Genomic DNA, 14,106 nt, shown 5'->3' with positions numbered 1-14,106 from the left:
TCAAGATCTCATTGGCCTTGCGCAGTTCCTTGACCTCGCGTTCCAGCTCCTTGAGCCGCGCCAGCTCCGACGTGGTCGGCCCCTCGCGTTGCCCGGTATCGCGCTCGTGCTGACGCACCCAGGTCAGCAGCGTTTGCGGCGTGCAGCCGATCTTGGCTGCAATCGATTCGATCGCCGACCACTGCGACGGGTGATCTGCACGCGACTCTTCGACCATGCGCACGGCCCGTTCGCGGACCTCGGGGGAGAACTTCACTGACTTTTTCATGGCTCCATCTTCTCAAGGGTTGGAGCCTCCTCAAAACCCGGGGCGGTTCAGACCGCTCTTGCGGTTGATTCTTCATGCTTTGTTTCCCAAGAAAAACCATGGATTGGCTGTTCTCGCTAAACCGGTTGACTCACCTGTGTCTGTCCATTTTTTTGTCAGAAGGAATTTTTGATGTTTGAAACTTCGATCGCCGGTAGCTTGCCGAAACCGGCCTGGCTCGCAGAAACCCACAAACTTTGGCCTCAGTGGAGGGCCGAAGGCGATGCGTTGCTCCAAGCCAAAGCCGATGCGACCCTGCTTTGGATCAAAGCCCAGGAGGACGCGGGTCTGGATATCGTGTGCGACGGTGAGCAATCGCGCCAGCATTTCGTGCACGGCTTCCTCGAACAAGTCGAAGGCATCGACTTCGACAACAAAGTGAAGATGGGCATACGCGATAACCGGTACGACGCTATGGTGCCGCAGGTGGTGGCGGCCCTGCGATTGAAGGGCCGTGTGCATGCCTTCGAAGCCCAACTCGCGCGTGCTCATACTAAAAAGAAGCTGAAATTCACGCTACCTGGTCCGATGACCATCGTAGACACGGTCGCCGACCGTTTCTATGGTGACAAAGTGAAGTTGGCTTTTGCGTTTGCCGAGTTGCTCAACCAAGAAGCGCTCGCGCTGCAAGCCGACGGAGTAGACATCATCCAATTCGATGAACCTGCCTTCAACGTTTACATGAAGGATGCAGCCGACTGGGGCGTGAAGGCGCTTGAAAGAGCGGCGCAGGGGCTGACGTGTACAACGGCGGTACACATCTGCTACGGCTACGGCATCAAGGCCAACACTGACTGGAAGAGCACACTGGGCGAGAAATGGCACCAGTATGAGACGGTGTTTCCTGCGCTCGCCCGCAGCAGCATTGATCAGGTGAGCTTGGAATGTATCCACTCTCATGTGCCTCCCGACCTCATGGCACTGCTACCAGGTAAGGACGTACTGGTCGGTGTGATCGATGTGGCGAGCGATGAAGTAGAAACACCCGAAGAAGTGGCTAACACTATCGGCCGAGCCCTGCAGTTCGTGCCCAAGGAGAGACTTTTCCCGTGTACGAACTGTGGCTTGGCTCCGATGGATCGGGACGTGGCCTGGCGAAAGCTGCAGGCGCTTGCTGCAGGCACCCGGCTCGCCAGGGAACGGATTACTGCGAGCTAATTCGCTGCAAGCTAAGCCGCCTTTCTGCCCCGCAAAGGGCAGTCTTTGACAGAGCCGAAAAGTCGTTCTTATGTGCGTGAAAGGCTGCGCCTTGACGATTCACGCCCCGGTACAGCGGAAGAGCTTCACGGTCACCCGAGACATCTTGTGGAAGTCGAAGACTGCGACAAGGGCGGAGATCAATAGCATGGAGGTTCACTTCATCCAGACGCTGCGGGCCAACGATCCTGAAGTCGGCTACAACCGCTGGCCTACGTTCACGCTGCGAACTGGGGCTGTGGATTGAGTGCATAGAGCTGCGCCAGAAACCGATCAGTCACGAACGGCAGATCGTGGCCGTTTTCAGCCCTCAGCTCCCCGCGCCCTGATGGTGCGCAGCACAACACCGGTGCACTGCCTCCCCCGGTCTCTTTCAGAAAAAAAGGCCTGTAGCGCCCGTAAATACTTCGTAATACGCTCATTATTCAATAGCAAAAATCACTTCTACTAGCTGGCACAGGGCTTGCAATGCATTAGGCAAGACCCTCACAGGTCTGCAATGGCTGCTCTGCCCAACGGCGGGCGGATGCGGCCAGAAACCGGACAAAGGCGTCCCCACCCGCGCACAGCTGCATGACGCAGCCAGGCGCGGCGTGAGGACGCCTTTTTTGTTTGTCACGCTACAAGGGAAGCACCATGACCGATCTGCTCAAAACCCGCCTCAACCGCCGCACCGTGCTGCAGGCCGCCACCGTGGGCGCCGTGGGGGTGAGCCCCGCGCTGCGCGCCCTGGTCCACGCCCAAGGCTCGGATGCACCCGAGAAGAAAGAGGTCAAGATCGGCTTCATTCCGCTGACCGACTGCGCCAGCGTGGTGATGGCCTCGGTGCTGGGCTTCGACAAGAAGTACGGCGTGACCATCATCCCCACCAAGGAGGCGAGCTGGGCCGGCGTGCGCGACAAGCTGGTGAACGGCGAGCTGGACTTTGCCCATGTGCTCTACGGCCTGGTGTATGGCGTGCATCTAGGCACGGCCGGGCCGAAGAAGGACATGGCCGTGCTGATGAACCTGAACCACAACGGCCAGGCCATCACGCTGTCAAAAGCCTTGGCCGACAAGGGCGCGGTGGATGGCCCTTCGCTCGCGGCGCTGATGGCCAGGGAGAAGCGCGAGTACACCTTTGCCGGCACCTTCCCCACGGGCACGCACGCCATGTGGATGCACTACTGGCTGGCGGCGGCCGGCATCAACCCGGTGTCGGGTGCCAAGCTGATCACCGTGCCGCCGCCGCAGATGGTGGCCAATATGCGCGTGGGCAACATGGACGGCTTTTGCGTGGGCGAGCCCTGGAACCACCGCGCCATCATGGACGGCATCGGCATCACGGCCAACACCACGCAGGACATCTGGCGCGACCACCCCGAGAAGGTGCTGGGCACCACGGCCGACTTCGTGAAGAAGCACCCCAACACCACGCGCGCCGTGATGATGGCGGTGCTGGAAGCCAGCCAGTGGATCGACGCCAGCCTGTCGAACAAGATGAAGATGGCCGAAACCATTGCCGGCAAGGCCTACGTGAACACCAGCGTGGACGCGATCAACCAGCGCATCCTGGGCCGCTACAGCAACGGCGTGGGTGGCGGCCAGGGCAAGACCTGGGACGACCCGAACCACATGAAGTTCTTCAACGATGGCGCGGTGAACTTCCCCTACCTGTCGGACGGCATGTGGTTCCTCACGCAGCACAAGCGCTGGGGCCTGCTCAAGAGCCACCCCGACTACCTGGCCGTGGCCAAGCAGGTGAACCAGGTGGACCTGTACCGTTCGGTCGCCAGCGCCATGAAGGTCAATGTGCCCAAGGACGTGTTGCGCACCAGCAAGCTGATCGACGGCGTGGTGTGGGACGGCAAGGACCCCGCCAGGTACGCCGACGGCTTCAAGATCAAGGCCTGAACAGGCTGAACAACCGGAGATCACCATGGTCAGTGCCGTTTTTCATGCCCCGCGGGAGTCCGCGCCAGAAGCTACCAAAACAATAGCAAACAGCGTTTTATCCACGGGTGCCAAAACCCCCAAAACCTCTCAGCCCACCAACCCGCCAACGCCCAAGCCCACGCGCGACTGGGCCGCCCTCTCGCGCAGCTTCTGGCTGACGGTGCTGCCGCCCGTGCTGGGCCTGGGGCTGCTGGTGGGGCTGTGGGCGCTGGTGTCGGCCAGCACGGGCCGCAGCATCCCCACGCCGCACGAGACCTGGCTGCAGGCGCTGGAAGTGTTCAGCAACCCGTTCTACCGCAACGGTCCCAACGACCAGGGTGTGGGCTGGAACGTGCTGGCCTCGCTGCAGCGCGTAGCGGTGGGCTTCGGGCTGGCGGCGCTGGCGGGCATTCCGGCGGGCTTTGTCATCGGGCGCTTCGCCTTCCTGTCGCGCATGTTCAACCCGCTCATCAGCCTGCTGCGGCCGGTGTCACCGCTGGCCTGGCTGCCGATTGGCCTGCTGGTGTTCAAGGGGGCCAACCCGGCCGCCATCTGGACCATCTTCATCTGCTCCATCTGGCCCATGGTCATCAACACCGCCGTGGGCGTGCAGCGCGTGCCGCAGGACTACATGAACGTGGCCCGCGTGCTCAACCTGAGCGAATGGAAGATCATCACCAAGATTTTGTTCCCCGCCGTGCTGCCCTACATGCTGACCGGCGTGCGCCTGGCCGTGGGCACTGCGTGGCTGGTGATCGTTGCCGCCGAGATGCTGACCGGCGGCGTGGGCATCGGTTTCTGGGTGTGGGACGAGTGGAACAACCTCAACGTCAAGAACATCATCATTGCCATCTTCGTGATCGGCATCGTCGGGCTGCTGCTCGAATACGCCCTGGTCAAGCTGGCCACGGCCTTCACGTTCGAAGAGGTGAAATCATGAACGCATCGCTGACCACCAAGTTCATCGAGGTCCAGGGCGTAGCGCAGACCTTCAAGACAGCCAAGGGCCTGTTCCCGGCGCTGCGCGATATCCACCTGACGATTGCCAAGGGCGAGTTCGTGGCGCTCATCGGGCATTCGGGCTGCGGCAAATCCACGCTGCTCAACCTGATCGCGGGCCTGACCACGCCCACGCACGGCGCGCTGCTGTGCGCCAACAAGGAAATCCGTGGCCCTGGGCCCGAGCGCGCCGTGGTGTTCCAGAACCACTCGCTGCTGCCCTGGCTGACCTGCTTTGACAACGTGCACCTGGCAGTGGAGCGCGTGTTTGGCAAAACCGAAAGCAAGGCCCAGCTGCTGGCCCGCACCGATGCGGCGCTGGCGCTGGTGGGCCTCGCGCACGCAGCGCAAAAGCGCCCCGGCGAGATCTCGGGCGGCATGAAGCAGCGCGTGGGCATTGCACGGGCGCTGTGCATGGAACCGCAGGTGCTGCTGATGGACGAGCCCTTTGGCGCGCTCGACGCCCTCACCCGCGCCAAGCTGCAGGACGAGCTGCTGGAGATCGTGGCACGCACGCACAGCACCGTGGTGATGGTGACGCACGACGTGGACGAGGCGGTGCTGCTGTCCGACAAGATCGTGATGATGACCAACGGCCCGGCCGCCACCATTGGCGAGGTGCTGGCCGTCGATTTGCCGCGCCCGCGCAAGCGCGTGGAACTGGCCGAAAACCCGCGCTATGTGCATTGCCGCAAGGCCGTGATCGACTTTCTGTACACCCGCCAGGGGCATGTGGAAAAAGCGGCCTGACAGCACCCTGCCCACGCCCAATGCCCCCGGCCTCACAGCCGGGGCATTGGGCGTTCAGCGACCGCCGCCGGTGATGTAGTGCTCGAGCTGCTCGATGATGAATTTCTGCTCGGAAATGATGTCCTTGACCAGGTCGCCAATGGAGATCAGCCCCACCAGCTTGCCAGCATCGACCACCGGCAGGTGGCGCAGGCGGTTTTCGGTCATGAGCGCCATGCACTCCTGGCTGGTCTGGTTGGGGCTCACATACATCACCGCCGTCGTCATGACATCGCGCACCAGCGTGGCAGTGGACTTGCGCCCCAGCAGGGCGATCTTGCGGGCGTAATCGCGCTCGGTGACGATGCCGACGATGGTGTCGCCCTCCATCACCAGCAGCGCCCCGATGCGCTTGTCGGCCATGCGCTGGAGCGCATCGAACACCGAGTCTTGCGGGGCGATGGCGTAAACGGTGTGGTCGCTCTTGGATTTGAGAATTTCAGCAACGGCTGTCATGAAGGGCCTCCCTACAAAAATGATGGCGGACGTGAAAGAGTTTCAACGCATCCTGCCTTGTGCGCAACACCGGCAGCGTCAAGGGTCCTGTCTGGCAGCATCTGGCACCGCCACTCCCCTGCTTGGCGTTGACCATATTTTTGGGCCATTCTGGCCAAAAACGTTTCCCCATAAAGCACCAATAGCGCTCAAAAGCAGAGCAGATGGGTGGCGCCCTAGCGCCGCCCGCCCAGCAGGCCGCCGCCCATCTTGAGCAGGTCGCCCAGCCCTACCTGGCCGTCACCGTCCTGGTCGAGCAGGCTGCCCAGCAAGCCGCCACCCAGGCCGCCCTGCTGCTGCACGCGCGCCTGCTCCTGGCCCAGCGCCTGCCCCAGGCCGCCAGCGTCCATGCCGCCCGCGCTCATGCGCTGCGCCAGGAACGACATCACGATGGGCGCCAGCATCTGCAGCAACTGCCCGGCGTTCGCCCCCAGCCCCGTGACCTGGCCCAGGCCGGCCTCGGCACGCTGCTGGTTGCCACCGAAGATGTGGCCCAGGATGGCCGCGCCATCGGGCCGGCCGCCACCACCGCCTGCACCACCGCCTGCAGCACCACTGCCCAGCAGCGAACCGAGCAGGCCGCCCAGGTCGGGGCCGCCGCTGTGGTCGCGCTGCAAGGCGCCAAAAAGGTCCATGGCGCCCTGGGGCTGGGCCGCATTGCGGCCCAGTGTGCCCAGCAGCAGCGGCAGGGCCGCGCCCACGGCGTCCTCGGCCTGCGCCGGGCTGGTGCCGAGTTGCTGGGCCATCTGCTGCAGCGGCGCACCCTGAAGCTGGGCCATCAATTCGTCAACAAGGGAGGCAGGGGAGTTCATGACAGGCATCCTTTCAAAAAATGCATGGGCCACCGGGCCCGGCAGACATGGTAGGCCCAATGGGTGACATCGAAGTGCACGGTGCCCCCTTGCCAAGCCAACAACCGGGTCAGGAACAAGGGATTTACCCCTTATTACAATCAGGGTTAACCCTTGATTTGTTGCAGCCCACCCGGCCGTTGCAGACCATCGCACGCTGTGCGCGCCCACCTGCGCGCTGTGCACGCCCATCGCCACGTACCGCGCGGCATTCACGGGCCCTCCCCCATTCGACTTTTCCGCAGCCGTTGCGCTGCCCCGCGTGCTGCACGCCAGCACCGCACCGCCGCGACCGCTGCGCCTTTCAAGGATATGCACCATGCAGGCCATCGCCCGTCTGAGCCAGTTCGTGGGCAAGACTTTTGCCATCTGGGTTCTTCTGTTCGCCGTGCTGGCGTTCTATGCCCCCGCCCAATTCAAGTGGATCGGCCCCTACATCGTGCCGCTGCTGGGCATCATCATGTTCGGCATGGGCCTGACGCTGTCCAAGGACGATTTCAAGGAAGTCGCCAAGCGCCCGCTGGACGTGGCCATCGGCGTGCTGGGCCAGTTCATCATCATGCCGAGCCTGGCCTGGGCGCTTTCCAAGGCGCTGAACCTGCCGCCCGAGGTGGCCGTGGGCGTGATCCTGGTGGGCTGCTGCCCCGGGGGCACGGCGTCGAACGTGATGACCTTCCTGGCGCGCGGCGACGTGGCGCTGTCGGTGGCCATCACATCGGTGACCACGCTGCTGGCGCCGGTGGTGACGCCCGCCCTCATCTACCTGCTGGCCAGCCAGTGGCTGGAAGTGAGCGCCTCGGCCATGTTCTGGTCCATCGTGCAGGTGGTGGTGCTGCCGATCGCCTTCGGCGTGCTGGCGCAATCGCTGCTGCGCGACAAGGTGAAGGCGGCCGTTTCGGTGCTGCCGCTGGTGTCGGTGGCCGCCATCGTGGCCATCGTGGCGGCGGTGGTGGCCGGCAACCAGGCCCGCATTGCCACCAGCGGCCTGATGATCTTTGCCGTGGTGGTGCTGCACAACAGCCTGGGCCTGCTGCTGGGCTACTGGCTGGGCAAACTCACGGGCATGGAGGTCTCCAGGCGCAAGGCCTTGTCGATCGAGGTGGGCATGCAGAACTCGGGCCTGGGCGTGGCGCTGGCCACGGCGCATTTTTCGCCCCTGGCCGCCGTGCCCAGCGCCATCTTCAGCGTGTGGCACAACATCTCGGGCCCGCTGGTGGCCACGCTGTTCCAGCGCTTTCGCAACGAAGACAACGCCACAGCGCCCTCCAAGCCTGCCTGATTGGCAGGCCCCCATGGGCCAAGCCGCGCCAGCGCTGAACGGGCGCCCACGGCACGGCCGGCGATGCCGGGCGATCGTCGGCCCGCCGGGGGCGCTGCCACGCTGGTCACAGTACGCCATCCCCTTGGGCGCCCGGGGCTTCCATGCCCTCGCGCTTTTTGCGTCAAAATGTTTTGCCAAACAGGACTGCGCGCGCCCATGACAACTCTTTTCCCCGACCAGCTGCCTGCCCCCACGCCGTCCGCCCTCCATCCACCCCCTCAGCCCTCCCGTTCGCACCGCCACCTGGCTTCGGCCACGCTGGTGGTGCTCGCCCTGCTGCTGGGTGCCTGCTCCGACAAGGCGCCACCGGTGGCGCCGAAGGGGCCGGCGGAAGTGGGCGTGGTCACCCTCCAGCCCGAGCGCCGGACCGTCACCACCGAACTGCCCGGCCGCACCAGCGCCTACCTCAGCGCCGAAATCCGCCCGCAGGTGGGCGGCATCGTGCAGCAGCGCCTGTTCACCGAAGGCGCCCAGGTCAAGGCCGGCCAGCCGCTGTACCAGCTCGACGCTTCCAGCTACCAGGTGGCGCTGGCCAGCGCCGAGGCCACGCTGGCCAAGGCGCAGGCCAACGTGGGCACGGCCGAGGTCAACGCCCGGCGCAATGCCGAGCTGGTGAAGATCGATGCGGTGAGCCGGCAGGTGCATGACGACAGCCAGGCGGCCCTGGTGCAGGCCCGCTCCGACCTGGCCGTTGCCCGCGCCGCGCTGGACAACGCCCGCATCAACCTGGGCTACACCCGCATCAAGGCGCCGATCGCGGGCCGCACCACCACGTCCACCGTCACCCCTGGCGCGCTGGTCACCGCCAACCAGGCCGCCGCGCTCACCACCATCTCGCAACTCGATCCGCTGTATGTGGATGTCACCCAGTCCAGCACCGAGGTGCTGCGCCTCAAAAGCGACCTGGCGCGCGGGCGCATCCAGAAAAGCGGCCAGGCCGAGGCGCAAATCACCCTGCAGCTGGAAGACGGCAGCCGCTACCCCCACCCCGGCAAGCTGCAGTTTGCCGGGGTGAGCGTGAACCCGGGCACCGGCGCCGTGACGCTGCGCGCCGTGGTGCCCAACCCCGACGGCCTGCTCATGCCCGGCATGTATGTGCGTGCGGTGCTGGAAACCGGCATCAACGCGCAGGCGCTGCTGGTGCCCCAGCAGGGCGTGAACCGCGACACGGCCGGCAACGCCAGCGTGCTGCTGGTCACCGCGGACGACAAGATCGAACGGCGCAAGATCACCGTCGAAGCAGCCGTGGGCAACCGCTGGCTGGTGGGCAGCGGGCTGGCTGCGGGCGACCGCGTGGTGGTGGATGGCTTTCAGCGCATCAAGCCCGGCGATACCGTGAAGCCGACCGAGGTGGCGCCCAAGCCGATGGCAGCGCCGGCTCCTGCGGCCGCAACGCCTGCGGCCCCTGCAGCTTCGGCCGCATCGGCCGCACGCTGAGGGCCGGCCCGCCATGGCACAGTTCTTCATCAACCGGCCCATCTTTGCATGGGTCATCGCCATCATCATCATGCTGGCCGGCGCCATGTCGATCAAGACATTGCCGCTGGAGCAATACCCCGACATCGCGCCGCCGCGCGTGTCGATCAGTGCCCTGTACACCGGTGCGTCGGCCAAGACGGTCGAGGAATCGGTCACGCAGGTGATCGAGCAGCAGCTCAAGGGCCTGGACAACCTGATCTACATGGGCTCGACCAGCGACGCCTCGGGCAGTTCGCGCACCACGCTCACCTTCAATGCCGGCACCAACATCGACGTGGCGCAGGTGCAGGTGCAAAACAAGCTGCAGCAGGCCATGTCGCGCCTGCCGCCGGCCGTGCAAAGCCGGGGGGTCACCGTCACCAAGGGCGGCAACGACTACCTGATGATCATCACCTTCACCTCGCCCGACCCGAGCGTGTCGCAGGTGGACATTGGCGACTACATCACCAGCAACCTGGTGGACGTGATCAGCCGCATCGACGGCGTCGGCGACGTGCTCACGCTGGGCACCGGCTATGCCATGCGCGTGTGGCTCGATCCGGGCAAGCTCGAAAAATATGCGCTCATGCCGTCCGATATCGGCAGCGCCATCAATGCGCAGAACGCGCAGGTGTCGGCGGGCCAGCTGGGGGCCCTGCCCGCCGTGGGCGAGCAGCAGCTCAATGCCACCATCACGGCGCGCAGCAAGCTGCAGACGAAAGAAGAGTTCGAGCAGATCGTGCTCAAGTCCACCACCGACGGCGCCGCCGTGCGCCTCAAGGACGTGGCACGCATCGAGCTGGGCGCGGAAAACCTCACCATCACCTCGCGCCTGAACGGCCGGCCCGGCGCCGGCATGGGCGTGGTGCTGGCCGACAGCGCCAACGCCATGGCCGTGGCCACGGCCGTCAACGCCAAGATCGCCGAGCTGCAGCCGTTTTTCCCCTACCAGCTCAAGCCCTTCACCAGCTACGACACCACGCCGTTCGTCAGCGCTTCCATCGACGAGGTGGTCAAGGCCCTGCTCGAAGCCATGCTGCTGGTGGTGCTGGTGATGTATGTGTTCCTGCAGAACTTCCGCGCCACGCTGATTCCGGCCATTGCCGTGCCCGTGGTGCTGCTGGGAACTTTCGGGGTGCTGTCGGCAGCGGGTTTCTCGATCAACACGCTCACCATGTTCGGCCTGGTGCTGGCCATCGGCCTGCTGGTGGACGACGCCATCGTGGTGGTGGAAAACGTCGAGCGCGTGATGAGCGAGGAAGGCTTACCCCCTAAGGAGGCCACGCGCAAGTCGATGGCCGAGATCACGCCCGCCCTCGTGGGTATTGCGCTCACGCTGTCGGCGGTGTTCATCCCCATGGCGTTCTTTGGCGGCTCCACCGGCGTGATCTACCGGCAGTTTTCCATCACCATCGTGTCGGCCATGGTGCTGTCGGTGCTGGTGGCCCTGACGCTCACGCCCGCGCTGTGCGCCACCTTGCTCAAGCCCATTGCCAAGGGGCAGCACAGTCCCTTTGGCGCACCGCGCAAGGGCCTTGCGGGCTGGATCGACCGCTTTTTTGTCGGCTTCAACCACCGCTTCGACCGCACGGCCGACAGCTACCAGCGCGGCGTGGGCGGCGTGGTGCGCCGGGGCAAACGCATGATGCTGGTGTACCTGCTGATCTGCGCGGGCATGGCGGTGCTGTTCTTGCGCCTGCCCACGTCGTTCCTGCCCAATGAGGACCAGGGCGCGATCTCGGTGCAGATCACCCTGCCGCCGGGCTCTTCCAACGCGCGGCTGCAGGCCGTGATGGCGCAGGTGCAAAAGTACTTTGCTGCCCAGCCCGATGTGATCAGCTTCAACTCCATCACCGGCTCGGGCGGCGACCAGAGCTCGGCGCGCGGCTTTGTGCGGCTGACCAACTGGAGCCAGCGCAAGCGCGCCGACCAGAGCGCCGACGCCATTGCGCGCAAGGCCACCAAGGACCTGGCCGCCATCCGCGATGCGCGCATCTTCGTGCTGCTGCCGCCAGCCGTGCGCGGGCTGGGGGCCAATGCGGGGTTCAATTTCCAGCTCAAGGACCTGAACGGCCTGGGCCACGACGCGCTGGTGGCTGCACGCGACAAGGTGCTGGACCTGGCCGCCAAGCGCCCCGAGCTGAGCAACACGCGCAGCACCAACCTCGATGACACCGCGCAGCTGGGCGTGGACATCGACGACAGCAAGGCCGGCGCCCTGGGCCTGGCCACGGTGGACGTGAACAACACCCTGTCGAGCGCGCTGGGCGGCACCTATGTGAACGACTTTCTGAACAAGGGGCGCGTCAAGCGCGTGTACATGCAGGGCGATGCGCCGTTTCGCATGCTGCCGCAGGACGTGGCCCCCTGGACGGTACGCAACAACCAGGGGCAGATGGTGCCGTTCTCGGCGTTTTCGAGCACCCGCTGGACCTATGGCTCGCCGCAGCTGCAGCGCTACAACGGCGCCCCCAGCTATGAGTTCGTGGGCAATGCGGCCGCGGGCGTGAGCTCGGGCGTGGCCATGGCGGCAGTCGAAGACATCATGAAGGAAATGCCGCCCGGCATTGGCTACGAATGGACGGGCGCCTCGTTCCAGGAGCGGCTCTCGGGCTCGCAGGCACCGCTGCTGTATGCGGTGTCGATCCTGTTCGTGTTCTTGTGCCTGGCTGCGCTGTATGAAAGCTGGTCGGTGCCGTTCTCGGTGATTCTGGTGGTGCCGCTGGGCATTGTCGGGGCCTTGCTGGGCATCGGTTTTCGCGGGCTGTCGAACGACGTGTACTTTCAGGTGGGCCTGCTCACCACCGTGGGGCTGTCGTCCAAGAACGCCATCCTGATCGTGGAATTTGCCACCCAGCTGCAGGAGCGCGGCCGCAGCGTGGTGGACGCCACGCTGGAGGCCGTGCGGCTGCGTCTGCGGCCCATCTTGATGACCTCGCTGGCCTTTGGTTTCGGCGTGCTGCCGCTGGCCCTGGGCACGGGTGCCGGTGCTGGCGGCCGCCAGGCCATTGGCACGGCCGTGCTGGGCGGCATGGTGTCGGCCACCGTGCTGGGCATCTTTTTTGTGCCGGTGTTCTTTGTGCTGATTCGCGGTTACTTTGCCGACCGCGCAGCCAGACAATTGGCCAGTGAAACTGGAGCCGCCGCATGAGCCGCCCCCCCCTGATCGCCCCCCGCCACACCGTGGGCGCCCTGGCGCTGCTGGCACTGCTGACGCTGGCGGGCTGCACCAGCCTCGCACCCGACTATGCGCGCCCCGCGCTGCCCGTGCCGGCCACACTGCCGGGCGCCGAGGGGCAGCCCGGCACCCCTGTGCCCGATTCCGGCCCCATGGGCTGGCAGGATTTCCTGCAGGAGCCGCGCCTGCGCGAGCTGGTGGCGCTGGCGCTGCAGAACAACCGTGACCTGCGCGTAGCCGTGCTGGCCATCGAAAAAGCCCGCGCGCAATACGGCGTGGAGCAGTCCAACCGCTTCCCCGCCGTGGGGGCCACCGGCGCCGGCACGCGCGCACGCACCGCCCGGGACCTGACCACCAGCGGCCGCTCGCCCATCAGCAGCCAGTACAGCGCGCAGCTCGGGTTCAGCAGCTACGAGATCGACCTGTTTGGCCGCGTGAAAAACCTCAACGAGGCCGCGCTGCAGGAATTCTTGCGCACCACCGAAAGCCGCCGCAGCGTGCAGCTGAGCCTGGTGGCCGAGGTGGCCAATGCCTGGCTCACGCTGGATGCCGATGGCCGGCGCCTGCGACTGGCGCAAGACACGCTGCGCAGCCGCCAGAAGTCGTTTGAGCTGACCGAGCGCAGCCACGCGCTGGGCGCAGCCTCGGGCCTCACGCTGGCGCAAGCCCAGACCACCGTGGACGCGGCCCGCACCGACGTGGCCGCCTTCACCAGCCAGGTGGCGCGCGACCGCAATGCGCTGGCCCTGCTGGTGGGCGCGCCCGTGCCCGCCGCACTGCTGCCCGAGGGGGTGGACACGGCCGCATCGGCATCCACAGAGCCCGCAGCCACCCGCGCCGCACCCGCCGCCGCCCTGCTGGCCGTGCCGGCCGGCCTGCCCTCATCGGTGCTGCTGAACCGCCCCGACGTGCGCGCGGCCGAATACACGCTGCGCGGCGCCTACGCCAGCATTGGCGCGGCGCGGGCCGCGTTCTTCCCCAGCATCACGCTCACGGCGTCGGCGGGCACCGCCAGCAATGCGCTCTCGGGCCTGTTCGACGGCGGCAACGGCACCTGGAGCTTTGCGCCGCAGATCCGCCTGCCCCTCTTTGATGCGGGCCGCAACCGCGCCAACCTGCAGATCGCAGAAACCGCGCGCGAGACCGCCGTTGCCCAGTACGAAAAGGCCGTGCAGACCGCGTTCCGCGAAGTGGCCGATGCCCTGGCCGACCGCGCCACGCTGGCCGAGCGCCTGCAGGCCCAGCAATCGCTGCAGGCCGCCACGCTGAAGGCACTGCAGCTGTCCGAAGCCCGCTACCGCCTGGGCGCAGACAGCTACCTGCCTGTACTGGACGCCCAGCGCTCGCTCTACAGCGCGCAGCAGACGCTGATCGCGCTGGCACTGGCGGAGCAGGCCAACCGGATCACGCTGTACAAGGTGCTGGGGGGTGGCTGGAGCGACGACACCGCGGGCGGCACGGCAACGCCCGGCTCCTGAAGGGGGGCGCTTTCGCGTCCACCCGACGGGGAATCCCCCGTGGAGTGCCCATGCACCAAGCTGGCACGGCCGCCACGCAGGCCTTGCACCGATATCGACCCCGGCTCTGACCTTGCTTT

General features: G+C 65.8%; 12 protein-coding genes. 9 read left to right on the top strand and 3 right to left on the bottom strand.

The window, feature by feature from the left end:
* On the bottom strand, nt 1-268 hold a 268-nt coding region (locus K225_RS0115600), incomplete at its 3' end, for a transposase (protein WP_034712982.1).
* 171 nt (nt 269-439) lie between these two features.
* Here K225_RS0115600 and K225_RS0115595 point away from each other — a divergent pair.
* The 5 genes from K225_RS0115595 to K225_RS0115575 all read left to right on the top strand — a co-directional run bounded on the left by K225_RS0115595 (nt 440) and on the right by K225_RS0115575 (nt 5,167).
* A complete protein-coding gene (locus K225_RS0115595) occupies nt 440-1,465 on the top strand; it encodes a methionine synthase (RefSeq protein WP_034712978.1) in 1,026 nt (341 codons plus the stop codon).
* Nucleotides 1,466-1,556: 91 nt separating this feature from the next.
* A complete protein-coding gene (locus K225_RS20965) occupies nt 1,557-1,751 on the top strand; it encodes a hypothetical protein (protein ID WP_155885291.1) in 195 nt (64 codons plus the stop codon).
* A 389-nt stretch (nt 1,752-2,140) separates the two neighbouring features.
* Nucleotides 2,141-3,397 carry a CmpA/NrtA family ABC transporter substrate-binding protein gene (locus K225_RS0115585; RefSeq protein WP_026437276.1) on the top strand — a complete coding sequence of 419 codons (1,257 nt, stop codon included), beginning with the start codon at nt 2,141-2,143 and terminating at the stop codon, nt 3,395-3,397.
* A 25-nt stretch (nt 3,398-3,422) separates the two neighbouring features.
* A complete protein-coding gene (gene ntrB / locus K225_RS0115580; protein WP_026437275.1) occupies nt 3,423-4,358 on the top strand; it encodes a nitrate ABC transporter permease in 936 nt (311 codons plus the stop codon).
* Entirely contained in the window at nt 4,355-5,167 is an 813-nt protein-coding gene (locus K225_RS0115575; protein WP_026437274.1) for an ABC transporter ATP-binding protein, read from the top strand. The genes ntrB and K225_RS0115575 overlap by 4 nt, the downstream gene beginning before the upstream one ends.
* 54 nt (nt 5,168-5,221) lie before the next feature.
* On the opposite strand, the gene K225_RS0115570 is transcribed toward K225_RS0115575, so the two are convergent.
* Complete coding sequence (locus K225_RS0115570; protein ID WP_026437273.1) at nt 5,222-5,662, bottom strand: CBS domain-containing protein; 441 nt, start codon at nt 5,660-5,662, stop codon at nt 5,222-5,224.
* Nucleotides 5,663-5,877: 215 nt separating this feature from the next.
* Nucleotides 5,878-6,513, bottom strand: a complete 636-nt coding sequence (locus K225_RS0115565) for a DUF937 domain-containing protein (RefSeq protein WP_026437272.1) — start codon at nt 6,511-6,513, stop codon at nt 5,878-5,880.
* Nucleotides 6,514-6,871: 358 nt separating this feature from the next.
* Between K225_RS0115565 and K225_RS0115560 the strand changes: the two genes are divergently transcribed.
* The 4 genes from K225_RS0115560 to K225_RS0115545 all read left to right on the top strand — a co-directional run bounded on the left by K225_RS0115560 (nt 6,872) and on the right by K225_RS0115545 (nt 13,987).
* A complete protein-coding gene (locus K225_RS0115560) occupies nt 6,872-7,831 on the top strand; it encodes a bile acid:sodium symporter family protein (protein ID WP_026437271.1) in 960 nt (319 codons plus the stop codon).
* A gap of 198 nt (nt 7,832-8,029) precedes the next feature.
* Nucleotides 8,030-9,310, top strand: a complete 1,281-nt coding sequence (locus tag K225_RS20960) for an efflux RND transporter periplasmic adaptor subunit (protein ID WP_081679708.1) — start codon at nt 8,030-8,032, stop codon at nt 9,308-9,310.
* A gap of 13 nt (nt 9,311-9,323) precedes the next feature.
* Entirely contained in the window at nt 9,324-12,482 is a 3,159-nt protein-coding gene (locus K225_RS0115550) for an efflux RND transporter permease subunit (protein ID WP_026437270.1), read from the top strand.
* Nucleotides 12,479-13,987, top strand: a complete 1,509-nt coding sequence (locus K225_RS0115545; protein WP_026437269.1) for an efflux transporter outer membrane subunit — start codon at nt 12,479-12,481, stop codon at nt 13,985-13,987. Before K225_RS0115550 ends, K225_RS0115545 begins: the two co-directional genes overlap by 4 nt.
* The last annotated feature ends 119 nt before the right edge of the window (nt 13,988-14,106 follow it).

The organism is Acidovorax sp. JHL-9 (assembly GCF_000426205.1).
GTDB classification, from domain to species: Bacteria; Pseudomonadota; Gammaproteobacteria; order Burkholderiales; family Burkholderiaceae_C; genus Acidovorax; species Acidovorax soli.
Note: the sequence above shows the minus strand (reverse complement) of the source record. Positions and strands in the feature narration are given on the sequence as shown.